Origin of the sequence: Spirillospora sp. CA-128828 (genome assembly GCF_050945415.1) — a bacterium.
In the GTDB taxonomy this organism is placed as follows: Bacteria; Actinomycetota; Actinomycetes; order Streptosporangiales; family Streptosporangiaceae; genus Spirillospora.
Genome location: NZ_CP191986.1, coordinates 300009 through 325407, shown reverse-complemented (window position 1 = coordinate 325407; position 25399 = coordinate 300009). Strand labels below are relative to the sequence as shown.

Sequence of the window (25399 nt, the reverse complement as noted above, 5' to 3'; positions counted from 1 at the left end):
ACACTAACCGAGACAAGGTTGTTTCCGTCCCGGAAGCCCGGCGTCACGTGACCGCCGCTCTCCACCGATCGTTACCGACCCGTACCCTGTGCACGGGGAACCTCGTTGTCCCTGGTGACGTTACGACAAATAGGTCGTTTACGAGAGGAGTGGTGAGTCCGCGGTGTCGGACCCCAGTCATAGACCCGGTGCCGCATGGTGACGGCGGCACTGGGTGTGCTCGCGGTGATCCTTCTCACCGCCGCCACCGGATACTTCGTCGCCCAGGAGTTCGCCTACGTCGCCGCGGACCGCGCGACCCTGGAACAGGCCGCCGAGCGCGGCGACACCTCCGCCCGGAGAGCCCTCAAGGTCATCAGCCGGTTGTCGTTCATGCTGTCGGGCGCACAGCTCGGCATCACGATGACCACCCTGGTCGTCGGATTCATCGCGAAGCCCGCCCTCGCCGAGCTGATCCAGCCGCTGCTGGGCCTGGTCGGCATTCCGGAGGGCGCGACGGGCGCGATCGCCCTCGCCACCGGCTTCGTCCTGGCGACGCTCATACAGATGCTTCTGGGCGAGCTGTTCCCGAAGAACCTCGCTCTGGCGCGGGCCGAGTCGCTCGCGCGCGCATTGGCCTCGTCCACGCTCGTGTACCTGACGGTCGCGGGGCCGCTGATCCGGCTGTTCGACCGCGCGGCGGAGCGCCTGCTGCGCGCCGTGGGCGTCGAGCCCGTCGAGGAACTGCACAGCGGCGCGACGCTGGAGGAGCTCGGCGACATCATCGGCAAGTCGCACAGCGCCGGGCATCTGCCCGCCGACCTGTCCGGCCTGCTGGACCGCGCCCTGTCGTTCGGCGACCTCACCGCGGACGAGGTCATGGTGCCCCGCCCCCAGGTGCGGACGCTGCCGGCGACCGCTCCCGTCGCCGACCTGGTCGCGCTGATCCGCGAGACGGGGCACAGCGTGTACCCCGTCTACGGGCAGGAGGTCGACGACGTGGTCGGCGTCGCGGGCGTCCGCGAGGTCGCCGACGACACGCTCGACCCGTCCACCCCGGTCGGCTCGGTCGCCAGGCCCGCGCTGCTGGTGCCCGGCAGCCAGCCGCTGTACGGGGTGATCGAGCACATGCGCGACTCCGGCGAGGAGTTCGCCTGCGTCGTGGACGAGTACGGCGGCCTCGCCGGCATCCTCACCTTCGAGGACGTCGCCGAGGAGCTCGTCGGTGAGATCGCCGACGAGACCGACGGCCCGGAGGACGCCCCGACGTCCGGCCCGGACGGCTCGTGGCTCGTCGACGCCGGCATGCGCATCGACGAGGTCGGCCGGCTCACCGGGCTCGACCTGCCCGAGGGCGACGCCTACGACACCCTCGGCGGTCTCGTCATGGCGGAGCTGCGCCGGCTGCCCTGCCCGGGCGACCGGCTCACCGTCGAGCTGGACGGCGGCGCCGTCGAGCTGGAGGTCGTGAGCGTGGCCCGCCGGGTCGCCGAGAAGATCCTGATCCGCGCGGCCACGGCGGAGGCCGCGCGGGCGGAGGCTCCGGAGCTCTCCGACCCGCCGTGCGAGGTGCCCGCGTCCGCGGAGGCGTCATGGACCCGCTGACCTCGCTGCTCATCACCGTCCTGCTGCTGCTCGGGAACGGGTTCTTCGTCGCGGCCGAGTTCGCGCTCGTCGCGGCCAACCGCCCGCAGCTGGAACGCGCCGCCGCGAAGGGCGGCCGCCCGGCCGCGGCCGCGGTCGCGGGCGTCCGCGAGCTGTCGCTGATGCTCGCCGGCGCGCAGTTCGGCATCACGATGTGCTCGCTGGGCCTCGCGATCGTCACCGAGCCCGCGTTCGAGCACTTCCTGGAGCCGCCGCTGCACGCGATCGGCGTGCCCGAGGCGGCGTCGAAGGCGGTCGCGCTCGGCTGCGCGCTCGCCGTGATCACGTTCCTGCACATGGTCGTCGGCGAGATGGCCCCGAAGTCGTGGGCGATCGCGCACCCCGAGCGGTCGGCGCTGATCCTGGCCCTGCCGTTCCGCGCGTTCGCGAAGGTGTCCCGCCCGATCCTGTCGGCGCTGAACGCGACGACGAACGCGCTCCTGCGGCTCATCCGGGTCACACCGAAGGACGAGCTGGACAGCCACGCCGACCCGGCGCGGCTCAGCCACCTGGTCGGCGAGTCCCGCCGCCTCGGCCTCATCGGGCGGCACGACCACGAGCTGCTGCGCCGGGCGATCTCGGCGCGGGAGGCCACGGTCGGGCCCCTCGTCGTGCCCGCCACGTCCGTCACCACGATCGACGCGGACGCGAACGCCGCGCAGATCCGCCGGACCGCGACGGCCAGCGGCCACAGCCGGCTGCTGGTCCGCGGCGAGGACGGTGCGATGACGGGGATCGTCCACGTCCGGGCGGCCATCACCGAACCGGACGGCGAACGCCGCGCCGACGAGCTGGCGCACCCGGCACCCGTCCTGACGGCGGAGACGACCGTCCTGGACGCGGTCAGCCGCATGCGCCGGGGCCGCGCCCAGCTCGCCGTGGTGAACGACGCCCGGAACGAGTTCGCCGGCATCGTCACCCTGGACGACCTCCTCGCGGAGCTACTGGCCACCAACCCGCACTAGCCGTGTACCTGCGACAACACTGCAGTTGTCGAGGTGCTGCAACGGGCTTTCTGGTCCATCGTTAGGGGATGGGACACGGGCACGGGCATGGACACGGACACCGGCGTGGACGGCTCACCCGGGCCGTCCACGCCGTGCGGCCGCACTCGCACGAGACGGCCGACAAGGTGGACTCGGCGATGGAGGCGAGCGCCCAGGGCATGCGCGCCCTGTGGATCTCCTTGGCGGGGCTCGGCGCGACGACGCTGGCGCAGGCCGTCGTGGTCTCGTTCACCGGCTCGGTGGCCCTGCTGGGCGACACGCTCCACAACGCCGCCGACGCCCTGACGGCCGTTCCGCTGGGCATCGCGTTCGTCCTCGGGCGGCGCCCGCCTTCCCGCCGCTACACCTACGGGTACGGCCGCGCCGAAGACCTCGCCGGCGTCTTCATCGTGCTGGCCATCGCGGCGTCGTGCGTCGCCGCCGGGTACGCCGCCGTCCAGCGCCTGGCCCATCCACAGCCTGTGGACCACGTGGCCGCCGTGGCGGGCGCCGCCCTGGCCGGTTTCCTCGGCAACGAACTGGTGGCCCGCTACCGTATCCGCGTGGGCCGCCGCATCGGCTCCGCAGCCCTGGTCGCCGACGGCCTCCACGCCCGCACGGACGGTTTCGCATCCCTGGCCGTCCTCTTTGGCGCCGCGGGCATCGCCCTGGGCGCTCCCTGGGCCGACCCGGTCGTCGGCCTGCTCATCACTTTGGCGATCCTGGTCGTCCTTTGGCAGACGGCCCGCGAGGTCTGGCGCCGCCTCATGGACGCCGTGGACCCCGCCTTGGTCGACCGCGCCGAAGCCGCCCTGTCATCGACTCCCGGCGTCCTGGCCGTGGGCGACGTCCGCCTCCGCTGGATCGGGCACAACCTGCGCGCCGAATGCGACGTGGTCGTCGATCCGGCCTCGACCGTCGTCCGAGCCCACGAGATCGCCGTGGACGCCGAGCACAGCCTGCTGCACGCGCTGCCCCGCCTCTCCGGCGCCCTCGTCCACCCCGACCCGGAGCCCCGCCACGGTGAAGATCATCACGCGGCCCTCGCCGGGCACCGCTGACCCGCCGCGTATGAGACGTTAGTCCCGGGCACAAGGGGAACATATATGCCTCTGGGACGGGACAAAACGGTGAAGCAGCCTCCGGAAACCAACGGTCCTGACGAAGACGACGCCAGGCCTCACTACGTCCCTGACTCCGAACTCCCGACGATGGCCGTCCCCCTCCCCGACACCGGCCCGGACACAGGCGAGACGCCCGTCCCGTCCACCGACGCGGACCTCACCGACGATCCACCGGCCGACGACGACCCGGAGGACACGTCACCGGAAGAGACGAGTGGCGAAGCACCCACAGCCGCCCTCGTCACGCCAGCCGTCGAACCATCGCCCGACGCCCCAGAGCACATTTCGCCACAAGAGACGACAAGCAGCGAGGTACCTGCGGCCGACCTCGAAACGCCCGCTGACGAGCCACCGGCCGACGACGCCGCGACCAGCGACACCGTGTCGACCGGCGAGATGGCGGCCAGCGGGACTGCGGAGGGCGAGTCGGCGGTCTCTGGGGAGGGCGTGCCCGCGCTGGGCGACGCCGGTGCGAGCCGTGCGGTCACCGGTGGTGAGGAGGACGAAGAGCCTGCGGGCGAGGAGATCGATGCCCGGGCCGGGCTGGAGACCGTGCCGATCGAGGCGAGCGACCCCACGCCGCCGTTGGGGACGGACTCGGGCGAAGAAGGCCGGCGTGAGCTGGTCGAAAGCGTTTACGGGCCGCTGAGCGAGTTCTACGAGCGGATCGACGCGCGGCTTCGGGAGGTGCCCGAGGACGTCCCGCCGGTCGGGTGGGCGCCGCACATCGCGGCCCTGCGGGCGCTGCGGGACGGCCGGGTCGTCGGGGACCGGGACGTGCTGGCCCGGTTCCTGGTCGCGCCCGGGGCGCTGAAAGGCACCGACCCGCTGCGGCTGGTCGAGGTGCCGGAGGGGGACGAGGCCGATGTCGTCCGGGAGGCGGTCAGGGAGCTGACGGCGGCGGACGGCCGGGCCCTGCTGGTCGCGCCCACCCGGGAGAAGGCCGCCGAACTGCTGCGGACCATGGAGGGCGATCCCGAGATCTTCTCCCTGCTGATCGAGACGCTCCCGGAGACGGCGGAGTCGGGGTCGGTGGCGACGCGGGCGATGCCGCCCGTCGAGGAGGAGCCGGCGCCGCCGGCGCGGGAGCCGGGGTCGAACGGGACGATCGAGTTCAAGCCCGTGGCCGACGTCCCCGCGGCGGACGCGAGCCCGTCCGGGGCGACGAGGGCCGAGCCGCTGCCCACGCCGCCCGCGATGGAGCCGGCGGCTCCGGAGGAGGGACCGTCGGCGCCGGAGACGCGGGTGCGGTCGGCGGCGCTCCGGCCGGTCGGGGAGGCGTGGCGGCTGTCGTGGCAGACGGAGGTGCGGCTGCTGCGGCGCGGGCTGATGTGGCTGGAGCAGTGGCCCCGGGACGCGGCGGCGCTCCAGGCCGTCCAGTCGGAGAACCTGCGGCGGGGCGAGCGGCTGGAGGTCGAGAAGGCCGGCCTGTCCGCCGCGATCGGGGAGGCGCGGGACGCGGCGGGCGCCGCGGAGGAGGCGGCGGCCGCCGCCGAGGCCGAGGCGGAGCGGCTCACCGGCGTCCAGGAGGAGGCCGAGGCGGAGCTGGTGGAGCCGCGGGCGGAGGCCCAGCGGCTGAAACAGGCGGCGGACGAGGCGGGCGCCGAGGCGAACACGCTGACGCGGACCGCCGACGCCGCCTATGCGCGGTGCGTCCAGATGGACGAGCGGGCCAAGACGGCGCAGGCGGAGTTGCAGGGCGCGCGGCAGGCGGAGGCGTCCCTCACCGACGAGCTGACGCGGGCGCGGGAGGCGCTGCCCGGCGCGGCGGAGGAGGCGCACCGGCTGACCGCGGCGGACGCCGACGCCGCCGCGGAGGGGCATGCCGCCTACTACCGGCTGGTCTCGGCGGAGTCCGCGCTGGCGGCGCTGCGCCGGAAGATGTCGCTCGGGCAGCGGCTGCACGTGGCGTCGCCGCCGTCCGAGCTGCGCAGCCTGCGCGCGGAGGTCAAGGCCCGGACGCGGGAGGCGGACGAGGCGGCGTCGCGGGCGCGGGAGGCCAAGGAGGCGGCGGAGCAGGCGGAGCGGCTGCGGCGCGGGCTGGCGTCGTTCGTGTCCGAGGGCGGGGCGCGGCTGAAGGCGGCACAGGAGGCGCAGGAGCGCCTCGGCACGGAGCTGGCCTGGCTGGCGGCGGAGCGGGAGAAGGCGGGCGCCGAGCACCGGGAGCAGGCGCGGCTGGCGTCGGAGTCGGTGGAGCGGGCCACCGAGGCGGGCCTGCGGGCGCGGGCGGCGCACCAGGCCGCGCAGGCGATCGAGGAGCGGGTGAACACCGCGCGGACGTCCCGTGAGGAGGCGCTCGCGGCGGCGGCGCGGGCCCGGGCGGACGCGGAGACCGCCGCGGCGAACGCGGCCGAGTCCGCGGCCGCGCTGGAGCGTCTCACCGAGGAGGGCGCGCAGGAGATGACCTCCCGGGAGGCCGAGCTGGAGACGATCGCGCAGACCGAGGCCCGTACGCGGGAGAACGTCCGGGAGATCTGCGGGGCGGATCCCGCAGACGACGCGGAGGCCGTCCCCACGCATCAGCGGCGGGCGATAGCCCGGATCGAGGAGCTCACCGGTTACATGGAGGGCGGGCGGGCCGTGGGCAGCGAGGTCCTGCTGCGCACCGCCGACCTGGTCGTCGGGACCCCGGCGGGCGCCGGCCTGACCGTGGGCGACGAGGAGTTCGACGCGTTGATCGTCGCGGATGCCGGGGCGGTGACGGACGGCGAGTTCCTCATCGGGGCCGTCCGGGCGCGCCGCTGGATCCTCGTGGGGACGGCCGGCGCGCGTCCGCCGGGCTACCGGGAGTACGCCGGCGAACCGTCCGGCCGCCTGGAGGAGAGCCCGTTCGAACGCGCGCTGACCGCCACCCAGGGCGGCTAGTCCCGGTCCTTGTCCTTGTCGTCCTCGGGGATGAAGAGGTGGAGCAGCCAGCCGACGACGCCGACCACGATCGCGCCCCAGAAGGCCGGCCAGAAACCGGACACGTGGAACGGCAGGTCCAGCCGCTGCGCCAGCTCGCTCGTCAGCCAGAGCAGCAGCGCGTTCACCACGAGCCCGATCAGCCCGAGCGTGACGACGTAGAAGGCGCAGCCGAGGGTCTTGATGATCGGCTTGATGACGGCGTTGACCAGGCCGAAGATGACCGCGACGGCGACCAGGGTGAGGACCCGCCGGCCGGTCGTCTGGTCGCCGAGCGCGATGCCGTCGATCACCACCGTGGCGACCCACAGGGCCACCGCGGTGATGCCGACCTTGATAAGTATTCGCACGGCACGATCATGCTGGTCCGGGACCGTCCGCGTCATCCCCCTGCGCGGCGATTGGGCGGACGGTCCCGTCAGCACCGCGTACTACTCCGCGCGGTCGAAGAACGGCGAGGTGGCCGCGACCTGCGAACGGTTCCCGGCCGGTGCCGGGCCGGCCGCGGGGACGCCCTGCGCGGCGGGCTCGCGCGGCGCGGCCTGCGGCCGGCCGCCCTGCCGCCGGGAGCTCTGCCGGGCGTGGGCGAGCTCACGCTGCAGGCGCCGCTTCTCCATCTCCAGCGTGGTCAGCGACTCCTCGCGCTCCTCGCGGAGGTCGCGCAGGTCACGGCGTGTACGGATGCGGCGGGCGGCGCCCGAGTAGATGAGCATCATGCCGCTCACGAGGACGATGGCCACGCCCGCCCCGGCGAGGAACACCTGCCATTCGTTCTCCAGTACTGGAACGGCTTGGCCGAAAACGACGAGGTTCGCCGGGTCGGTGTTGTCCAGGACGACGCCGGCTCCGACCGCGAGGGCGGCGGCGACCAGGAGAAAACCGAGGAACACCATGGGCAGATCTCCTCTGCAGTGACTCCGGAGGGGGTTCGGAGGCTCTCCACCATGCCAGACTCGAACCGGATCATGTCCAATTCGCCGGATAAATACGGTTCGTCCGAACTGGCTGCGCAAGGTTCCGGTCCGACCGCACCGGGTAGTGACGCGACGTCGCGCAGAGAATCATGGAGGGCCTCATGTCCGTGCAGGCTGTCGTTTTCGACCTGGACGGCGTCCTGATCGACTCCGAGCCGGTGTGGGAGGCGGTGCGGCGCGGCTACGTCGCGGACCGCGGCGGACGCTGGCTCCCCGACACCCAGGACCGGCTCATGGGGATGAGCACCGAGGAGTGGGCGAGCTACATCGCCACCGATCTCGTCGAGGGCGTCACGGCGGAGGAGGTCGCCTACGAGGTGGTCGACCAGATGTCGCAGCGCTACATGGACGGGTTGCCGCTGCTGCCGGGGGCCGAGGACGCCGTCCGCCGGATGGCCGGGTACCGCCCGCTGGGCCTTGCCAGCTCGTCCCCGCGGGCGCTGATCGACCTGGTGCTCGGCCAGCTCGGGGTGGAGGGCCTGTTCCACGCGACCGTGTCGACCGAAGAGGTCGACAGGGGCAAGCCGGCGCCGGACGGGTATCTCGCCGTCGCCGCCCGGCTGGAGGTCGCGGGCCGTGACTGCGTGGCGGTCGAGGACTCCAGCAACGGGCTGCGGTCCGCTCACGCGGCGGAGATGACGGTGGTCGCGATCCCCCGCCCGGCGCACCCGCCGGCGTCCGACGCGCTGGCGCTGGCCGCGCACGTCGCGCACGGCCTGGACGAGCTGACGCCCGAACTGGTGGAGGTTGTCCACAGGTGAACGTTCGCGGGACGGGTGTCCGCGGCGGTTCATAGTATGAGCCGATGACTTCCACCGAGGCGCTCGACACCCTGCGGCGCGTGTTCGGCTACGACACCTTCCGGGACGGCCAGCGGGAGATCATCGAGCATGTCGCCGGCGGCGGGGACGCCCTCGTCCTGATGCCGACCGGCGGCGGGAAGTCGCTGTGCTACCAGATCCCGGCGCTGGTCCGGAAGGGCACCGGCATCGTCATCTCCCCGCTCATCGCCCTCATGCAAGACCAGGTGGACGCGCTGCGCGCCCTCGGCGTCCAGGCCGGCTTCCTCAACTCCACGCAGGACATCGACGAGCGGCGGGTCGTGGAGGCGCAGTTCGTCGCGGGCGAGCTCGACCTGCTGTACCTGGCGCCGGAGCGCCTGCGGCTCGGCACGACGGTCGAGCTGCTCGACCGCGGGAACGTCTCCCTCTTCGCGATCGACGAGGCGCACTGCGTGTCGCAGTGGGGGCACGACTTCCGCCCCGACTACCTGATGCTGTCCGGGCTGCACGAACGCTGGCCGGACGTCCCGCGCATCGCCCTCACCGCGACCGCCACCGAGGCGACCCGCGCGGAGATCGCCTCCCGGCTCCGCCTGGAGGACGCCAGGCACTTCGTCGCGAGCTTCGACCGTCCCAACATCCAGTACCGGATCGAGCCGAAGACCGACGCCAAACGCCAGCTGCTGCGCCTGCTCCAGGACGAGCACAAGGGCGACGCAGGCATCGTGTACTGCCTGTCGCGCAACTCGGTGGAGAAGCACTCCGCGTTCCTCACGGAGAACGGCATCGAAGCCCTCCCGTATCACGCGGGCCTGGACGCCGGGACACGCGCGGCGAACCAGGCGCGCTTCCTCCGGGAGGACGGCCTCGTCATCGTCGCGACCATCGCGTTCGGCATGGGCATCGACAAACCCGACGTCCGCTTCGTCGCCCACCTCGACCTGCCCAAGTCCGTCGAGGGCTACTACCAGGAGACGGGACGCGCCGGACGTGACGGCCTCCCGTCCACCGCCTGGCTCGCCTACGGCTTGCAGGACGTCGTCAACCTGCGCAAGATGATCGACGGCGGCGAGGGCGACGCCGCCCACCGGCGCCGCCAGAGCACGCACCTCGACTCCATGCTCGCCCTCTGCGAGACGGTCGAATGCCGCCGCGTCCAGCTGCTGAACTACTTCGGCCAGTCGGGCGAACCGTGCGGCAACTGCGACACGTGCCTGACGCCGCCCGAAACGTGGGACGCGACCGTTGCCGCGCAGAAGGTGCTGTCGGTGATCGTCCGACTCCAGCGGGAACGCCGCCAGAAGTTCGGCGCCGGCCACATCATCGACATCCTGCTCGGCAAGAAGAACGCCAAGGTCATCCAGTTCGACCACGACGCACTGAAGTCCTTCGGCGTCGGCACCGAACTACGCGAGGCCGAATGGCGCGGCGTCGTCCGGCAGCTCCTCGCGCAGGGCCTGATCGCCGTCGAGAGCAATCACGGCACCCTCCTGCAGACCGACACGAGCGGCGATGTCCTGCGCGGCGAGCGCAAGGTGATGATGCGCCGCGAACCGGAACGTCCCGCCACGAAGGCGGCGAAGACCGCCAAGGCGTCCAAAGCCCCGGTCGACCTCCCCGCCGAGGCGATGCCGATCTTCGAGCGCCTGCGCACCTGGCGCGCCGCGACCGCCAAGGAGCAGGGCGTCCCCGCCTACGTCATCTTCCACGACGCGACCCTCCGCGAGATAGCCACCGCCCTCCCCACCACCCTCGCCGAACTGGGCCGCGTCAACGGCGTGGGCGAGAACAAGCTCGCCAAGTACGGCGACCAGGTCCTGGACACCCTCACGCCCGAGCCCTGACCCGCGGCCTTCGGCGAACTCTCAGGGTTCTCCCAGGATTCCGCGTGGACTTCTGCCAGACGCGACCGGTTACCTGATCGGCATGCGAACCAACCGCAAGACGATCGCGGCCGGTGTCGGCGCCGCCGGGCTCCTCGGGCTCGGCCTCTACCTCGCCGTCCCCGCCTCGGCCGCCAATCCCACGCCGTCCCCGTCCCGCACGGCGCACGCGGGCAAGGGGGATCCGGGCAGGGGGCATCCGTTCCGCCGGGCCCGCGCGCTCCGCGGAGTCCACGGCGAGGCCACCGTCAGGCGCAAGGACGGCTTCCACCTCGCCACCTGGCAGCGCGGCAAGATCACAGCCGTCTCGTCGACCGGGCTGACCGTCCGCAGCGACGACGGCGTCTCCTGGACGTGGACGGCCGGCGACAAGACCCGCGTCCGCAAGAACGGCGAGAAGTCCGCCATCAAGGCCCTGGCGAACGGCGACCAGGTCCTCGTCGCGGGCGAACGCTCCGGAACCACCCGGACCGCCCGCCTGGTCCGCGTCCCCAAGCCCCGCTGACCACCCGCCCGGACCGGCCCGTCTTGGCGGTACCTTCGGCGGGAGGGCTTGAGGGAGTGGACTGCGGGAGCCGATGAGTGAGAGCCGGCGGGTACTCGTCGTGGACGACGAGGCCAACATCCGTGACCTCATCGATGTCGCGTTGCGGTTCCACGGCTTCGTGACCGTCACCGCGGGCACCGGCGAGGACGCGTTGCGAGCGGCGCGGGAGGCACGGCCCGACCTTGTGCTGCTGGACGTCATGCTGCCCGACGTGGACGGCTTCGAGGTGTGCCGGCGGCTGCGGGCGGACGGCGACCAGGTACCGGTGATCTTCCTGACCGCGCGGGACACGCCGTCCGACACCGTCACGGGGCTCACGCTCGGCGGGGACGACTACGTCACCAAGCCGTTCTCGATCGAGGCGCTGATCGCCAGGGTGCGGGCCGTCCTGCGCCGGGCGGCCCCGGCGGCGGCCCCCGAGGACGCCGTCCTGCGGGTCGCCGATCTCGAACTGGACGAGGCGCACTGGACGGTGCGGCGCGGCGGCGTCGGCGTCGACCTGTCGCCGACCGAGTTCCGGCTGCTCGCCTACCTGATGCGGAACGAGGGCATGGTCCTCTCCCGCGCCCAGATCCTCGACGGCGTGTGGGGCTGGGACCACGGCAACCCCCAGGTCGTCGAGACCTACATCAGTTACCTGCGCCGCAAGCTGGACCCGCTCGGCACCCCGCTCATCCACACCCAGCGCGGGGTGGGTTACGCGCTGCGGCCATGACGCTCAACGCCCGGCTGCTCACCGGCCTCCTCGCCGTCACCACCGCCGGACTGGCGATCATGGGGCTGGTCGGCGCGCTCGTCCTCAACGGGTACCTGATGCACCGGGTGGACGGGCAGCTCCAGGCCACCCGCGACCGCGCGGTGTCGCGGCTGCTGAAACCCGGCCTGCCAGAGCAGGGAGTGGCGCCGGCCCAGTTCGTGGTGCTGGCCGTGGGGCCGGCGGGACGGGTCCGGGTGCTCAGCGGCGACCAGCCGTCCCCCAGCCAGGCCGTCGCCGAGGTGCGCCGGCTCGGGCCGGGCGAACTGGCCGCCCGCGCGCAGAGCCTGGAACCGTTCTCCCTTCCCGGGCTTCGCGCGGTGGCGCGTCCCTGGCGGAACGGTGTCGTGGTCGTGGCGTCGCCCCTCAGCGAGATCCATGCCGCAGTGCGCAACCTCGTGCTGACGGAGATCGCCACGGCCGCGCTCCTGCTCGCCGTGCTGATCGTGCTCGGGCGGTGGCTGATCCGCCGCGGCCTGCTGCCACTGAGCCGGATGGCCGGCACCGCGCACGCGATCACCGCCGGCGGGGACCTGCGCGCCCGCATGCCCGGCCCCGGGCAGCGCACCGAGACGGCCCGGCTCGCCGCCGCCATCAACGTGATGCTGGAGCGGATCGAGCAGGCGTTCTGGGCGCGGAGCCGCTCCGAGGCCCGGGTCCGCGAGTTCGCCGCGGACGCCTCGCACGAGCTGCGCACGCCGCTGACGGCCATCCAGGGCTACGCGGAGCTGTACCGGCACGGCGCGCTCGGGCCCGACGAACTGCCCGACGCGATGCGCCGCATCGAGGACGAGGCGCGCCGGATGAACAGCCTGGTCACCGACCTCCTCGAACTCGCCCGCCTCGACCGTGAGGCGTCCCTGCACCCGGCCACCGCCGACCTGGTCGCCCTCGCCCGGGACGCCATCGCCGACGCGACAGCCGCAGCGCCCGACCGTCCCATCGTGCTGGACGCCCCCGACACTCTGGTCTCGACCGTCGACGAGGCCCGCATCCGCCAGGTCTTCGCGAACCTGCTGGCCAATGTGCGTGCCCACACACCCCCCGGAACGCCCACGACCATCCGTCTTGCCCCCGGTCTGATCGAGGTCGAGGACGAGGGGCCGGGCATGTCCCCGGAGGACGCGGCCCGTGCCTTCGAGCGTTTCCACAGGGGCGACCAAGGCGGCACCGGTCTCGGCCTCCCGATCGTCGCCGCCATAGCGGCCGCCCATGGCGGACGTGCCGAACTGCTCTCCGAACCCGCCAAGGGGACGATCGTCCGCATCACCTTGGGTTCCCACTGAGCGGGACACCTCGGTGTCGGCGCGGACGATGTCCTGCACAGTCCGATGGGTCGGTTTCCCGACCCGGAGGATCCGCAGCATGGCCGGCTGGACTCATCGGTACGCGCGCATCAACGGCCTGGACGTCCACTACGTGGAGCAGGGGAACGGGCCGCTCGTCGTCCTCCTCCACGGTTTCCCGCACCTCTGGTTCAGCTGGCGTCACCAGATCGGGCCGATCGCCGACGCCGGGTTCCGGGTCGTGGCGCCCGACATGCGCGGCATGGGGCAGACCAGCGGCCCCGAGGACCCCCGCGAGTACGACGTCGACCGGATCGTGGGCGACGTCGCCGGCCTCCTCGACCACCTCGGAGCGGAGAAGGCCGTCTTCAGCGGCCTCGATTTCGGGCTGTTCGCCGCCTACGATCTCGCCCATCACCATCCGGACCGCGTCGCCGCGATCATCGGGCTGGAGAATCCCTTCTTCACCCCGAGCGAGGAGTCACCCCTGACGCTCGCCGCCCGGCAGGCCGAGCGGCATTTCAACCACATCCACTACTTCACCGCTCCCGGTGTCGCCGACCGCGATCTCGCCGCGGCGCCCCGCGAGTTCCTCCGCAAGCTGTTCTACGCGCTCTCCAGCGACTACCACTACCTCGATGTCTGGCGGCGGCCGCCGGGGACGCCCTATGTCGACGCCCTTCCGGAGACGCCGCCGCTGCCGTGGGCATGGCTGACCGAGCCGGAACTGGAGTTCTACGTCGACGCCTACAGCCGCAGCGGCTTCACCGGCGGGCTGAACTGGTATCGCGCCATGGACCTCTCCTGGGCGTACCGCAAGTCGTACGGCGGCGGAAAGAATCCCGTCCCGTTCTACTTCATCGGAAGCGAACAGGACACCGACCTTGAGGGCTGGCACGGCCCCGACCCGCTGAACAGGCTGGCGGAACACCACGCTGACGTACGCGGCGTCCGGATGATCGAGAAGGCCGGCCACATGATGCAGATGGAGAAGCCCGGCGAGACCACGGCGGCGATGCTCGAATTTCTTTCCGGGGAGTGACAGGTGAGCCTTACCGACGACCGGGTCGTGGTGGTCACCGGCGCCAGCCGCGGCGCCGGAAAGGGGATCGCGCTGGCGCTCGGCGGCACCGGCGCGACGGTGTACGTGACCGGGCGCACCCGTTCGGAGGGCGACGCGGATCTTCCGGGGACGGTGTTCGCCACCGCCGCGGAGATCGACGCCCGCGGCGGCACCGGCGTCCCGGTGATCTGCGACCATTCCGACGATGCGCAGGTGGAAGCCCTGTTCGAACGTGTGGAGCGGGAACACGGCGCGCTGGACATTCTCGTCAACAACGCGTTCACGATCCCGGACGGCCTCACTGGGAAAGGGCCTTTCTGGGAGAAGCCGCTGGCGCTGCAGAGCATGTTCGACGTGGGAATGCGTTCGGCCTACGTGGCGTGTTACTACGCCGCCCCCCTCCTTATCAGGAACAACGCGGGGCTCATCGTCAACACGTCGTCCTTCGGTGGACGCTGTTACATGCACGGCCCGGCGTACGGCGCGGGAAAGGCCGCCGTCGACAAGATGGCACACGACATGGCGGTGGACTTCCAGCCGTACAACGTGGCCGTCATCTCGCTCTGGATGGGCCTGCTGAAGACCGAGCGGAACAAGGCGCTCTTCGAAGGCGCCCCCGGCCGGTACAAGGCGTTCGCCGCGGGCGCGGAGTCCGCCGAGTTCAGCGGCCGGGTCATCGACGCACTCGCCCGGGACCCGGAGCCGATGAGGTGGACAGGGCAGGTCCATATCGGGGCTGAACTGGGTGAACGTCTCGGGGTCGTCGACATCGACGGGAACGCCCCTGTCTCCCACCGCGCCCGGCTCGGGGATCCGCCGACGTTCGGCACCGCCGTGGTGAAGTAGCCGGCGGCGCCGGTCGCCCCACAAATGGGCAACACCTTTACCAAGGCTTGTCGGCGATTATCACCCGCGAATTAAATGCGGGCGCGCATTCTCAAAGGCGCAGTACATGCGATGCAAAGCACACGGCATATCGAGGTGCCCGGACACCGCCGCGGCCGTCCCCTACCGGACACTTCGATCTTGACGGTTCCGATTAGCAGTTATACGCCGGAAATATCCCATGAACAAGGCACTGACCTGACGCGCAAGCGGAGTTATGATCCGAAACGGGGACGGTCCCCACAGTGCAGGGGACGCCCGGGCGTCCGCTGTCCGCATTCCTTCGTCCATCCCCGCCTGGCCCGCGCGAGACCGAGCGAGACACGGCGATGGGACTCCAACGAGGAGGCACCATGACCCACGTCGAGCAAGCGTCCACTCCGCAGACCCCGCCCGCGGTAGCCGACCCGGCCCCCCTGGGGCTGGCGGCCTTCGCCCTGACCACGTTCCTCCTCTCCGCCAAGAACGCCGCCTGGACCGACGGCACCGACGCCTGGCTGGGCTACGCCCTCGCCTACGGCGGCGTCGTCCAGGTGCTGGCCGGCATGTGGGAGTTCCGGAACCGGAACGTGTTCGGGGCGACGGCCTTCTCGTCCTACGGCGGCTTCTGGATCGGCCTCGGCCTGTACGTCGTGCTGGTCGCCGGGAAGACCACCCCCGTGCAGGAGGCCAACGACCTGGGCTGGATCCTGCTCGCCTTCGCGATCTTCAACACCTACATGATGTTCTGGGCGACCCAGGTCAACCAGGCCATCCTCGCGGTGTTCGTGACCCTGGAGGCAACGGAGATCATCCTGTTCATCGGGAACTTCTCCACCAGCGAGAACACCATCAAGATCGGCGGCTACATCGGGGTCCTGACCGCCATCTGCGCGTGGTACGCGTCCGCCGCCGGCGTCATCAACGGCATGATGAGCCGCCCGTTCCTCGCCGTCGGCAAGCCCCTCTTCAGGCCGCTCGCCCCCGGCCCCGAGCCCCACTGACCCGACCCACCGCGCCCCCGCCACTCCACCTGGCGGGGGCGCCTTCATCTGACCGCGCGACGTCAGCCCCTCGGCCCTGACGGAGACTGGGGTCATGATCGAGATCCGCTCTCCGAGACCTGGCGACGGCACCGGCATAGCAGTGGCGTGGTGCGACTTCGCCGAGTTCTACCGAGAGATCGCCCCGGAGTCGTTCCAGTCCCCCCGCCGCGACGGCCTCGACGTCTGGCTTGAGGACAAGTTGCTGACCAGAGGAGAGGACGGCTTCGTCCGGGTGGCGGATCACGGTGGAGAGGCGATCGGGTTCGTCGATGCGGCCTTCCTGCCACCGCACGCGGACGCCGATCGCCAGTTGGTCCGGGAGGTCGCGATTCCTCGGGTCTTCGTCAATGCGCTCGCCGTCCAGCGGGATCACTGGCGCGCTGGAGCGGGAGCGGCACTGATGACCTCAGTGGAGCAGTGGGCCAATGAACGCGGCGCCCGCATGGTCATGCTCGACACCTACGCCGCCAGCCCCGTGTCGGTCCCGTTCTACGAGCGCCGAATGGGCTACCACCGCCAGGCCATAGTCTTCGCCAAGCACCTTGCCTGACCACGACGGCCGACGCCCTCGCTCAGGCCGTACGCTCCGGACGGCCCGAGCGCGAGGGCCCACGGGTCGGGCGCTCGCAGGACGCACATCCGGCGGCGGGCCAGCAACACCGGCGGCGCGTGTACCTCTTGGCTCTCCAGCATTACAAAGCCGTAGAAATAAAGTGCGGCCCTTCCGTGTCGAAAGGACCGCTGTTGCAGAAGGCCTCCACCGTTAGGTGACAGGCCTGAGGTATGGAGCCAGCCCACTTCCGTGATGGCCGGCTTGGCATTGCAGTCGCCGGTCGGCTGGCCGTCGAACGGCACCACAGGATCCGTCAACCTAGCAGGGGTCGTACACCAAGTAGTTCCGACCGTAGTTCGGGCCGAACTCCCAGATGTAGTCCCAGCCGCCGTCGTCCCCGCGGCGGACGACGGGGTAGTCGTAGTCCCAGCTCCGAACCGCCTTGAGAGCGGCTTCCTTGGCGCACTCGCTCCCGCAGGTAGGGATGGCGAGAGAAAGCGCACTACCGTTCTTGAGCAGCCACGTGATCAGATCGTTCAGATTCTTCATCAGAACTCCACTGACTAGACGGGACGGCGCAGCAACTGGGCAGCACCATCCACTCGGTTTGTATGTTCTTGAGCTGGACCGTCCGAATGAAATCTTCTACGGCAACACCCTGCCGATAGCTCGAACCACTCACCGACCGCCGTGTCGTGGGCTCTGCTCCTGCCGACGCCGGCCCTCCTCACCGCGAATCGCGCCGAGCCAGGACGCTCCGGGCCCGACTCGCTGAGGCCAAGCGGGCGGGTCTCGATCACTGGCATCCGCACGAGCTGCGGAGCGGCGCCCCCCTCGGGCCTGATCCGAGCTCGTGGCTCCCCCGACGCACGCAAAAGCCCTCTTCCACCGATCGGAAGAGGGCTTTGAGCTGGGCGCACCCGAAGGGATTCGAACCCCTAACCTTCTGATCCGTAGATTCCCAAACGATCACCGGACCCGTCCGAATCAGTCCGCACGCTGGTCCGATGACCTGTTGGCTGTCCGGATCCGTTCGCCGCATTCCAAGACCGTCCGCTCGTGTGGCTCCCAGCGTGGCTCCCGTAGGAGCCCTTGGATCTGCTTCGACGTCCTGGTCGGTCTGTTGGTGATCGGACCGAATCTCTACCTGATCGGTTGCTGCCTATACCCCTGGCCGGACAGTAGTGATCAACAGCCTGGGTGTGGGCCGCTCGTACGGACGGTTCCACGGACGAAGGCGCAGGCTGAGGGCCAGGGCCGGTCCTCACTGAGGCGAACTGCTGCGAGTTCTTCACCGAAGGGAAACAACTTTGCGGATTCACATCGGTCGCGTCGTCGCGGGAGCAGTGGCTCTTGCTTCAGCGGCTGTCATGACGACCGCCGCCAACGCCTCCGCTGCCCCCGTGGAACAGGAGTGGTCCGCAAAGGGCTCGGTGCCGTACGACCACGTGTGGGAGAGGAATGGCGTAGTGGTCTCCGTCTTGGAGCACGGTGACGTCGTCAGGCTGAAGGACACCAAGGCGAACGGGCACGCGGCATACGTCATCGTTCAGGCAGGCAGCAAGGGTTACACCCTTCGCGCCGCTAAGAATGGGGATATCGCTTTCGTCAGGGCCTCCTATGGCGAAAAGTACGACCTGCCAGAGAACGTTTCTGTACGCCTCACCATCTGGGGCGATGGGGTCAAGCCTCAATACCCGAACAAGTCCTTCGTCAACGACCACTGAGCTCTTCAATCCCGATGAACGCCCCCATCTGTGATCTGGTGGGGGCGTTCGCGCTGGTAGAGCCTTAGGCGACCGGCTCCTTACTTAAAGAGCAACGGCACAGTTTCGGCAACCCGAGTACATGGCCTCGGCTCGGAAGTACCTTTCGCCCTCATCGTATGGCCGTGGTTGGTTCCCGGCCGTCGCCCTCCGCACGACACGCCGCGCTCCGGGGTGCTCGTTCGCGCGAACGGCGAGGAACCCCGTGACAGTCCGTTTCGCGCGAATGAGTGCCCCGGTTCCAGGAGGGGTCTGGGGAACCACGGGGTTCCCCAGTAGCGCACGCTCAACCGATCTTCCAGTAATCCCTGAGGACTCCAACAGCGCTCAACCACAGTCACGCCCTGGCCCTCGTCGCCGAAGGGGCCGACCAGATTCACGCCCTGGTGCTCATCGCCGAACGGGCTCAGAGGCTCCGGCGTCGAATCGTCAGGGCGGCGGCGCCCCTGCGGTGAGCGGTCGGGGCGGGCCAGCGGGGCGTGGCACGATGCGCGGTCCGGCGCGGCCGTCCGGTGACCGGCGCCCACGCCGCACGCTCCGGGCGGCCTGGCGCGGGGCCGCGCAGCGGCCTGAGCGCCGCCGCCCCTTGATGTCGACAAGCTGTGGCAGGCCAAGCGGGAAGCGGGCTACAGCGCCAACAGCATCAGGATCATGCGCACGGTCCTCCGCAAAGCGCTCGGTCAGGCTGAGCGTGAAGGCATCATCGCTCGCAACGTCGGCGCTCTTTCGGCAGCACCTCACGTAGTGGCCAAGGAGGGGCGAACACTCACGATTGACCAGGCGAAAGTGCTGCTCGACACGGTGACCGGTCACCGCTTCGAGATAGCGATCATGATCGCCTTGGCCTACGGACTTCGACGCGGCGAGGTTCTCGGTCTCCACTGGTCGGGGCTCGATTGGGACGCAGGCACGGTCCGGCTCACGCACGCCGTGAAGCGAATCAAGAACCGCGACAAGGCGAGGAAGCGCAAGACGTGCCTGGTGATCAGCGAACTCAAGACGCCCAAGTCACGCCGGACGTTGGTTCTCACACCGCAGATCGTGGCCAAGCTCCGGACGCTCCGTGCTCGGCAGTCTGAGGCCAAGATCGCGGCCGGTGAGCTGTGGACGGACCACGGGCTGATCTTCGCGAGCGAGGTCGGTACTCCCATGGATCCCGACAACTTCTCGCACACCTTCTCCAAACTGGCCAAGCGCGCGGGCCTGGGTCACTGGCATCCGCACGAGCTGCGGCACTCGGGCGCTTCGCTGATGCTGGCGCAAGGGACGCCGTTGCACGTCGTGTCCGAGATCCTCGGGCACACGAGCATCTCCATCACGAAGGACGTCTACGGTCATCTGCTCGTCGACGACAAGCGGGCGGCGGCTGAGGCCATGAGCGGTGCCCTCTTCGGGGCCTGACCTGAGCTCGTGGCTCCCAACGTGGCTCCCATGGCGCACGCAAAAGCCCCCTTGCGTGATCGCGAGGGGGCTTTGAGCTGGGCGCACCCGAAGGGATTCGAACCCCTAACCTTCTGATCCGTAGTCTCAGGCAGGAGGGATCTGGAGAGATCTCGGCGCACCGAAGCGCCGACTACCAGCGTCCAGAGCCACCCAGAGCTATCGAGATCTCTTCGTCTGCTGCTACACGCGTTGCTACATCTGCACGCGTCCGGGGGGTGTGGCCAACCCTCATTTGCTGAAAATGCAGCGGGCCCGCCCGGTGGTCCTACGCACCGGAGCGAGCCCTTGATCCGGAACCTTCCTCAGAAAGGAACCAGACCCGTGGCCAATCCTGTCACGATCCCGTGCACCGTCGACTGGTGCGCGTCCGACTCCCACCCCAACCGGGATCGCCTCGTGCACCGCGCCCTGTTCGGCGCGTTCGCCGGCGGCGCCGTCCACATCGTCCTCACGTGGGCCGAGTTCGTCGACGGCCGCCCCACCATGGGGCCCGCGCTGCGACTGTCCCGCGCGGACGCCTCCACCCTCGACGACTCCGTCGACCTGGTCCCCGGCGAGGCGAGGCTCTTCGCTGAGCTGTTCGGTCTCCTGGACGCCTCCGAGGTGCTGCAGTTCGCGTCGGCGTTCCGGCGTGGCGCCGAGACGTTGGAGCGGGCGCTCCTCGTCGCCGAAAAGCGGGAGGTCGACTGATGGCCGCCTCCAACAAGTGCCCGGTCTGGTGCGACCAGCGTCACCCGGACGGCGCCGTGCACCGCGGCGAGGTCGGCGAGACGACCGTGTCCGGGCTCCGCATCCCGGTGGTCATCCTTCAGGTTCCCGGGGGTCCGGCGGACGTCGCGATCTCCGGGCCGGTGTACGTCGAGATCCACGCCGACGACCGCGACGACATGGCGGAGTTGCTGGGCCTCGCCGGTCAGCACGCGCTGGCCGGGCTGGTCCGGCAGGCTGACGCGCTCGCACGGGGAGGTGCCCAGTGACCGCCTTCAGCCCCGAGGTCCGCGAGTTGCTCACGGTGATTCGTGACGCGCTCGACCTGCCGTACGCGGCAACCCCCGACGGCAGCCGCGAGCGGCAGGAGCTCCGCAACGACAACGCGATCCGCGTCATGAGCACCGTGTCCTACCTGCTCGACGCGAGCCACCCTGACATCGCGTCGGCAGCGACTGTGCTGCGCGAGATGCTCGACAAGAACCCCGTCACCTACGCCACGAAGGCGGGTGAGGGGCAGTGACCGCGCGGATCATTGCGTTCCCGGCCGAGCCGGACCCGATGGCCGACGTGCACGAGGCGCTCGCCCTGTTCGAGCGGGACGCCTACGAGACGAGCACCCCGACGCGCGTGCAGAACGCGCTGCGGTCCCCGGACGCGAGCACGGTCGAGATCACCGTCAACGGGCTGCCGGTGACGCTGTCGACCGGCCCTGAAGCCATGACCCGCCTGGAGGCGCTGGACACGTGGCGGGCCACGCTCGCGGCGCGTCCGCCGGCCGGGTCCCACATCCACATCGCGGGCGGCCGGGTGCTGGTCGACTGCCCGCTCGACACCATCGGAGGTGCCGCGTGAACACCGCGAAGATCTGGGCGACCGGCGCGTTCCTGCTCGGCGTAGGCGTGTCGATCTCGGCGAACGTCGCCCACACCTACTACCCGGCCGCTGAGGTCCTCAGGGGCGCGCACAAGACCGCGGAGGAGTGGTCTCCGCCGGTCGGGGCGCAGCTTGCGGCGGCGTTCTACCCGCTGGCGCTGCTGCTTGTGGTGGAGCTGCTCAGCCGCGTCGAGTGGCCGGCCACGTGGGGGTGGCAGGCGTCCCGGTACGGCGGTACCGCGCTCGTCGCCGGCGTCGCCGCTGTGGTGTCGTACCGGCACATGTCGGCGCTGCTGGACGCGTACGGCGAGGACGACCTCACGGCGATGATCGGGCCGCTCGCGGTTGACGGGCTCATGGTCGTGGCGTCGTTCGCGCTGCTGGCGCTCGGCCGCGAGACCGTCACGGAGAGCAGTGCGACTGTGGCAGATCTGCCACAGTCCGAGCCGTGGGCGGATGACCGGCCGGTCGGCATGGAGCACTGGGACGACGTCGAGCCCGACCCGCAGACGCTCTCATGGTGGCCGCTCCCCGCGATCGACGGCCCGCAGCCGGACGAAACGGACACGACTTTGCGGGATCCCGCAAAGTCGCCGGAGCTCGATCCCGAGACGGAGACGGCCGGAGAGTACGCCGTACCCGACGTACCCGCCGAGGTACTCGCGCGGGCCCGTGAGACGTTCGCCGGCGACCTCGACGAGGGCCGCGTACCCGGCGTTCGCCCCATCCGCAAGGCCCTCAACTGCGGTCAGCCGCGCGCCCAGGAGATACGGGCGTACCTGGCCGTACTCGCCAACCAGTAGCAGGGAGACCCCCGGACATGGACACCACGAAGAACACGCCGGTGATGCGGTTCCTGACGCTCGGCGGCGCGCACGTCGCCGTCATGAACGCCCCCGGCGCGACATCGACGGCGACGCACACCTGGCAGTGCCTGGGCTGCGACCAGGGCAACGACTACGCCCAGCCGCGGACCCACGCGCGGCAGGAGGCCAACCGGCACGCGGCCGGGTGCCGCTCGATCCCCAAGACCACCGACTAGATACCCCCGTACCCGGTCCCGGGTTCAGCTTCCAACGGCACGCACCCGGGACCGGGCCCTCTAGAGAGGAACTCTCATCATGTCCCAGACCAGGCGCACACGGCGAGGTACGCGTACGCGTACCCGGCGGCGCCGGTACACGCTGCTCGATCACCTGATGCTTGCCGGGATCTCCGGCGGTGGCGTGTACGTGATCCTGCACCTGTTGGTCATGCCCGTACCCGTCGCCGTACTTGCTGCGGTGCTCGCGGCCGGGTTCTACCTCGGCGCGGCGGTTCGGGTCCCGCGGTTCCGGTCGCCGATCGTGTGGAGGCGGGGCCGGTGACGCTCGCGACGACTCCCCGCCCGGTCGACCCTGACCCCCGTGTGTGGGTCCGCCTGGTCGCCGTCCTGCGCGGCCTGCGGGCCGTCCTGGTCGCGTTCACCCGCATTGCCGTGACCGCGCCGGCGGCGCTGCTGTCGGCCCGGCTCGGCACCCCGCCCGGGTGGCTGCGCAGGACCGGCCGCCGCATCGCCGGCCGCTACAGGCTCGGCTACCACAACGCCTGTGAGGGCGAAGTCATCGACGACCAGGACGACCACGAGGAGGAGCGCCGGTGAGCGGCAAGAGCAGGATCCCCGAACTCGCTGAGATCCCGTTCACGGGCTCCAAGTCCATCACCGAGTACTCGCAGGCCGGGCGGCGGATCTGCCGTGACCTGGCGATCGAGTTCGACCTGTCCGCCGAGGAGGTCTACAAGGCGCTCGTGGCGACGGCGAAGGGCAACCCGCTGCTGTTCGGCGTCGATGTGCGGATGCGTGCGCGGCGGGTGTCCAAGCGGCTCAAGCGCGCCAGCGAGCACGAAGCGGCGGCCGGCGCCGAGCTGGTGGCGTTCCATGCCTCGTTCCGCAAGGAGTTCGCCGACGTCCTCAACCCGCCTAAGCCCCCCAAGCAGACCTTCAACTTCAAGGACGAGTGACCCATGGCAGACAAGCAGCTCACCGTCTCCTCGGATTCGTCCTGGGAGCGGGTCAAGGCCGCGCAGGCGTCCAAGCTCATGACGATCGCTCCGCCGTGGCTGCTGTGGCCGATCGTCGCCGGCATCGGCACCGCGCTGCACGCCCTGTTCGGGACCGGGCCGGGCGCGCCCTGGTCGGCGATCGGACTGACCCTGGGCGCCGTCGTCCTGACCGGCGTCACGTGGCTGGTCACCCACGAACGCGGCATCCTCGGCCGCGGCTCGGCGGCCGTCACCACGAGCACCGTGTCGATGTGGGTCACGGCCTGCTCGGTCGCCGGGTTCACCCAGCCCGTCATCCTGTGGTTCTGGGTGGCCGGCGGCCTGGTCGCCTGCGCGGGCTGGAACATCCGCACCGTGATCCGGTCCCGGCAGGGCGCACACGGCGTCAACGACACGTTGGCGGCCCTGTTCGACGCCCACAAGGACAAGGCCAACCTCGGCGGGGCCCGCATGGCGACCGTCAACGCAGGTGAACGCAAGATCGAGGGCGTGATGGCGCTCCCCGCCGGTGAGAAGGTCGTCGCCGACATCCAGAAGAAGACCGAGCACATCGAGGGCGCCATGGGCCTGCCGCCCGGCACGATGACCGTGTCGGCGAACATGGACCGCGCCGACCTGGCGCACGTCACCTTCTCGGACCCGCGGATCCTGCGGACGCCGCTGCCGTGGCCGGGACCGTCCCGGCCGGGCACCTCGGTTGCCGAGCTGGTGCGTACCGGGGTGTTCCAGGACGGCGACGACGCCGAACTGTTCATCGTCGGGAACCATCTGCAGATCATGGGCCGGACCGGGTCGGCGAAGTCGCTCGGCGCTGGCTGGAACCTGCTGTCTGAGCTGTTCACCCGCCCGGACGTCGCCGTGCTGGCCGCTGACCTGTCCAAGGGGGAGCAGACCCTTGGGCCGTGCCGCAAGAGCCTGCACCGGTTCGAGACCGACAAGGCGGGTGTGTCGTCCCTGATCCGGGACGTGTACGGCAAGATCAAGCCGCGCACCGACTGGTTGGCGGCGCATGGCTTCACCGAATGGCAGCCCGGCTGCGGGCTGACGTACTGGGTGGTGTGGTTCGAGGAGGCCGCGAAGATCTTCGCCCAGGTCAGCGACAAGGACGAAGAGTCGTTCATGGAGATCGTCAAGGAGATCCGGTCGGCGGGCGGGACCGTGGTCATTTCGCTGCAGCGCGCCGACTGGACGCAGCTGCCGACGCTGGTCCGCGGCCAGTTGTCGAAGATGATTTTCGGGGTTGAGAACAGCGCAGATGCCAGTTTCGGGCTGTCCGAAGCTCAGGGCGACGCCGGATGCCGTCCCGAACTCTGGGGCAAGCGGTACCCCGGCATGGCCTACCTCGACGCGCCCGGCGTCGACGAGGCGCACCTCGCGATGCCGCTCCGCACGTTCCTGTGGGACAAGTCCGGTGAGCAGATGCGGCAGCACTGCGACCAGTTCCCCGCCGCGGGCAAGACGCTGGACGAGTTCACCGAAGCGGTCACGCGTGGCCGGGTCGGTCAGGCGGCGCCGGCGGGAACACCTACCGGTGTGGACATCGACGAGGGCACCGACCCCGACGACATCGAGAACGACGACTGGAAGCCGACCGTCCCGACCGAGGACCCGGACCCGACCATTCAGGCCGGGATCAACGACCCGATCGAGGACGACCCCGACGAGGAGGAGTTCGAGTTCGCCCAGCCCGAGCAGCGCCTCACGGCCGTGGAAACCCGTACGGCGATCCTGAGCCAGTTGGCGACGTGGATCGACGAGGGCCGGGAGGACTTCGCTACCAAGGATCTGGCGCCGATCTGGACGGCGGCCGGCGTCAAGCGGCAGTCGGTACAGCGGATCCTGCGGAAGCTCCGCGACGAGGACGGCGTGATCGGGTACGACGACGAGGCGCAGCGACACACGTTGTTGCGGCGGCCTGAGATGGTGCCCGCGTAGCGCGCACGGCTGCGCGTGGGATGCGCGCCCACGCTTGTTGATCATGCTGCAACAGGGGTGCACGCGCAGGTGCAACGGAGGGGTGCAACGGACGGGTGCAACACCCGCGTTGCACCCCTCCGACCTGTGTATCCCTCCCCCAGCCCCCGCCCGGGTGCAAACCAGGGTGCAACGGACCCACCTCATGACATGGGTAGGCCCTGCGCCTTACCGTTGGCATTGCGGATGCTTGAACGGAA

28 protein-coding genes are annotated in these 25399 nt (G+C 70.4%); 25 read left to right on the top strand and 3 right to left on the bottom strand.

What is annotated here, in order from left to right; all coding sequences use genetic code 11:
* The first annotated feature begins 195 nt into the window (after nucleotides 1-195).
* From ACQPXG_RS01845 to ACQPXG_RS01830, 4 genes are all read left to right on the top strand, one after another.
* Complete coding sequence (locus ACQPXG_RS01845) at nucleotides 196-1584, top strand: hemolysin family protein (protein ID WP_433465838.1); 1389 nt, start codon at nucleotides 196-198, stop codon at nucleotides 1582-1584.
* Nucleotides 1572-2588 carry a hemolysin family protein gene (locus tag ACQPXG_RS01840; RefSeq protein ID WP_433465837.1) on the top strand — a complete coding sequence of 339 codons (1017 nt, stop codon included), beginning with the start codon at nucleotides 1572-1574 and terminating at the stop codon, nucleotides 2586-2588. The genes ACQPXG_RS01845 and ACQPXG_RS01840 overlap by 13 nt, the downstream gene beginning before the upstream one ends.
* 68 nt (nucleotides 2589-2656) lie before the next feature.
* Nucleotides 2657-3670, top strand: coding sequence for a cation diffusion facilitator family transporter (locus ACQPXG_RS01835; RefSeq protein WP_433465836.1), 1014 nt, complete (start codon nucleotides 2657-2659; stop codon nucleotides 3668-3670).
* A 150-nt stretch (nucleotides 3671-3820) separates the two neighbouring features.
* Nucleotides 3821-6598, top strand: a complete 2778-nt coding sequence (locus tag ACQPXG_RS01830) for a hypothetical protein (protein WP_433465835.1) — start codon at nucleotides 3821-3823, stop codon at nucleotides 6596-6598.
* Here ACQPXG_RS01830 and ACQPXG_RS01825 read toward each other — a convergent pair.
* Complete coding sequence (locus tag ACQPXG_RS01825) at nucleotides 6595-6987, bottom strand: phage holin family protein (protein WP_433465834.1); 393 nt, start codon at nucleotides 6985-6987, stop codon at nucleotides 6595-6597. The genes ACQPXG_RS01830 and ACQPXG_RS01825 overlap by 4 nt on opposite strands.
* A gap of 81 nt (nucleotides 6988-7068) precedes the next feature.
* A complete protein-coding gene (locus ACQPXG_RS01820; RefSeq protein ID WP_433465833.1) occupies nucleotides 7069-7530 on the bottom strand; it encodes a hypothetical protein in 462 nt (153 codons plus the stop codon).
* Nucleotides 7531-7712: 182 nt separating this feature from the next.
* On the opposite strand from ACQPXG_RS01820, the gene ACQPXG_RS01815 reads away from it, so the two are divergent.
* The 9 genes from ACQPXG_RS01815 to ACQPXG_RS01775 all read left to right on the top strand — a co-directional run bounded on the left by ACQPXG_RS01815 (nucleotide 7713) and on the right by ACQPXG_RS01775 (nucleotide 16386).
* A complete protein-coding gene (locus tag ACQPXG_RS01815) occupies nucleotides 7713-8372 on the top strand; it encodes an HAD family hydrolase (protein WP_433465832.1) in 660 nt (219 codons plus the stop codon).
* A gap of 44 nt (nucleotides 8373-8416) precedes the next feature.
* Entirely contained in the window at nucleotides 8417-10237 is a 1821-nt protein-coding gene (recQ, locus tag ACQPXG_RS01810) for a DNA helicase RecQ (RefSeq protein WP_433465831.1), read from the top strand.
* 82 nt (nucleotides 10238-10319) lie between these two features.
* The gene (locus tag ACQPXG_RS01805; RefSeq protein WP_433465830.1) at nucleotides 10320-10781 is read left to right on the top strand and encodes a hypothetical protein; all 462 of its coding nucleotides are present in this window, start codon (nucleotides 10320-10322) and stop codon (nucleotides 10779-10781) included.
* Between the two features lie 73 nt (nucleotides 10782-10854).
* Entirely contained in the window at nucleotides 10855-11538 is a 684-nt protein-coding gene (locus tag ACQPXG_RS01800) for a response regulator transcription factor (protein ID WP_433465829.1), read from the top strand.
* Nucleotides 11535-12863: an ATP-binding protein gene (locus tag ACQPXG_RS01795; RefSeq protein ID WP_433465828.1), complete on the top strand. Its 1329-nt coding sequence runs from the start codon at nucleotides 11535-11537 to the stop codon at nucleotides 12861-12863. Before ACQPXG_RS01800 ends, ACQPXG_RS01795 begins: the two co-directional genes overlap by 4 nt.
* 79 nt (nucleotides 12864-12942) lie before the next feature.
* Nucleotides 12943-13905, top strand: coding sequence for an alpha/beta fold hydrolase (locus tag ACQPXG_RS01790; protein ID WP_433465827.1), 963 nt, complete (start codon nucleotides 12943-12945; stop codon nucleotides 13903-13905).
* 3 nt (nucleotides 13906-13908) lie between these two features.
* On the top strand, nucleotides 13909-14772 hold the full coding sequence (locus tag ACQPXG_RS01785) for an SDR family NAD(P)-dependent oxidoreductase (protein WP_433465826.1): 864 nt from the start codon (nucleotides 13909-13911) through the stop codon (nucleotides 14770-14772).
* 392 nt (nucleotides 14773-15164) lie between these two features.
* Nucleotides 15165-15794 (top strand): acetate uptake transporter, encoded by a 630-nt coding sequence (locus tag ACQPXG_RS01780; protein WP_433465825.1) that lies wholly within the window; start codon nucleotides 15165-15167, stop codon nucleotides 15792-15794.
* A 94-nt stretch (nucleotides 15795-15888) separates the two neighbouring features.
* On the top strand, nucleotides 15889-16386 hold the full coding sequence (locus ACQPXG_RS01775) for a GNAT family N-acetyltransferase (protein ID WP_433465824.1): 498 nt from the start codon (nucleotides 15889-15891) through the stop codon (nucleotides 16384-16386).
* A 321-nt stretch (nucleotides 16387-16707) separates the two neighbouring features.
* Here ACQPXG_RS01775 and ACQPXG_RS01770 read toward each other — a convergent pair whose 3' ends face one another.
* On the bottom strand, nucleotides 16708-16938 hold the full coding sequence (locus ACQPXG_RS01770) for a hypothetical protein (protein ID WP_433465823.1): 231 nt from the start codon (nucleotides 16936-16938) through the stop codon (nucleotides 16708-16710).
* Between the two features lie 761 nt (nucleotides 16939-17699).
* On the opposite strand from ACQPXG_RS01770, the gene ACQPXG_RS01765 reads away from it, so the two are divergent.
* The 12 genes from ACQPXG_RS01765 (at nucleotide 17700) to ACQPXG_RS01710 (ending at nucleotide 25160) form a co-directional block, all read left to right on the top strand.
* Complete coding sequence (locus ACQPXG_RS01765; protein ID WP_433465822.1) at nucleotides 17700-18116, top strand: hypothetical protein; 417 nt, start codon at nucleotides 17700-17702, stop codon at nucleotides 18114-18116.
* A gap of 690 nt (nucleotides 18117-18806) precedes the next feature.
* Nucleotides 18807-19556 (top strand): site-specific integrase, encoded by a 750-nt coding sequence (locus tag ACQPXG_RS01760; RefSeq protein ID WP_433465821.1) that lies wholly within the window; start codon nucleotides 18807-18809, stop codon nucleotides 19554-19556.
* A gap of 363 nt (nucleotides 19557-19919) precedes the next feature.
* On the top strand, nucleotides 19920-20288 hold the full coding sequence (locus ACQPXG_RS01755; RefSeq protein ID WP_433465820.1) for a hypothetical protein: 369 nt from the start codon (nucleotides 19920-19922) through the stop codon (nucleotides 20286-20288).
* On the top strand, nucleotides 20288-20575 hold the full coding sequence (locus ACQPXG_RS01750) for a hypothetical protein (RefSeq protein ID WP_433465819.1): 288 nt from the start codon (nucleotides 20288-20290) through the stop codon (nucleotides 20573-20575). The genes ACQPXG_RS01755 and ACQPXG_RS01750 overlap by 1 nt, the downstream gene beginning before the upstream one ends.
* Nucleotides 20572-20829, top strand: a complete 258-nt coding sequence (locus ACQPXG_RS01745; RefSeq protein ID WP_433465818.1) for a hypothetical protein — start codon at nucleotides 20572-20574, stop codon at nucleotides 20827-20829. The genes ACQPXG_RS01750 and ACQPXG_RS01745 overlap by 4 nt, the downstream gene beginning before the upstream one ends.
* On the top strand, nucleotides 20826-21161 hold the full coding sequence (locus ACQPXG_RS01740; RefSeq protein ID WP_433465817.1) for a hypothetical protein: 336 nt from the start codon (nucleotides 20826-20828) through the stop codon (nucleotides 21159-21161). The genes ACQPXG_RS01745 and ACQPXG_RS01740 overlap by 4 nt, the downstream gene beginning before the upstream one ends.
* Complete coding sequence (locus tag ACQPXG_RS01735) at nucleotides 21158-21985, top strand: DUF2637 domain-containing protein (protein ID WP_433465816.1); 828 nt, start codon at nucleotides 21158-21160, stop codon at nucleotides 21983-21985. The genes ACQPXG_RS01740 and ACQPXG_RS01735 overlap by 4 nt, the downstream gene beginning before the upstream one ends.
* 17 nt (nucleotides 21986-22002) lie before the next feature.
* A complete protein-coding gene (locus tag ACQPXG_RS01730; protein ID WP_433465815.1) occupies nucleotides 22003-22224 on the top strand; it encodes a hypothetical protein in 222 nt (73 codons plus the stop codon).
* Between the two features lie 79 nt (nucleotides 22225-22303).
* Complete coding sequence (locus tag ACQPXG_RS01725) at nucleotides 22304-22549, top strand: hypothetical protein (protein WP_433465814.1); 246 nt, start codon at nucleotides 22304-22306, stop codon at nucleotides 22547-22549.
* A complete protein-coding gene (locus tag ACQPXG_RS01720; protein ID WP_433465813.1) occupies nucleotides 22546-22824 on the top strand; it encodes a hypothetical protein in 279 nt (92 codons plus the stop codon). Before ACQPXG_RS01725 ends, ACQPXG_RS01720 begins: the two co-directional genes overlap by 4 nt.
* Entirely contained in the window at nucleotides 22821-23183 is a 363-nt protein-coding gene (locus tag ACQPXG_RS01715; RefSeq protein WP_433465812.1) for a hypothetical protein, read from the top strand. Before ACQPXG_RS01720 ends, ACQPXG_RS01715 begins: the two co-directional genes overlap by 4 nt.
* A gap of 3 nt (nucleotides 23184-23186) precedes the next feature.
* Nucleotides 23187-25160 carry a hypothetical protein gene (locus ACQPXG_RS01710; protein WP_433465811.1) on the top strand — a complete coding sequence of 658 codons (1974 nt, stop codon included), beginning with the start codon at nucleotides 23187-23189 and terminating at the stop codon, nucleotides 25158-25160.
* Nucleotides 25161-25399: the final 239 nt, after the last annotated feature.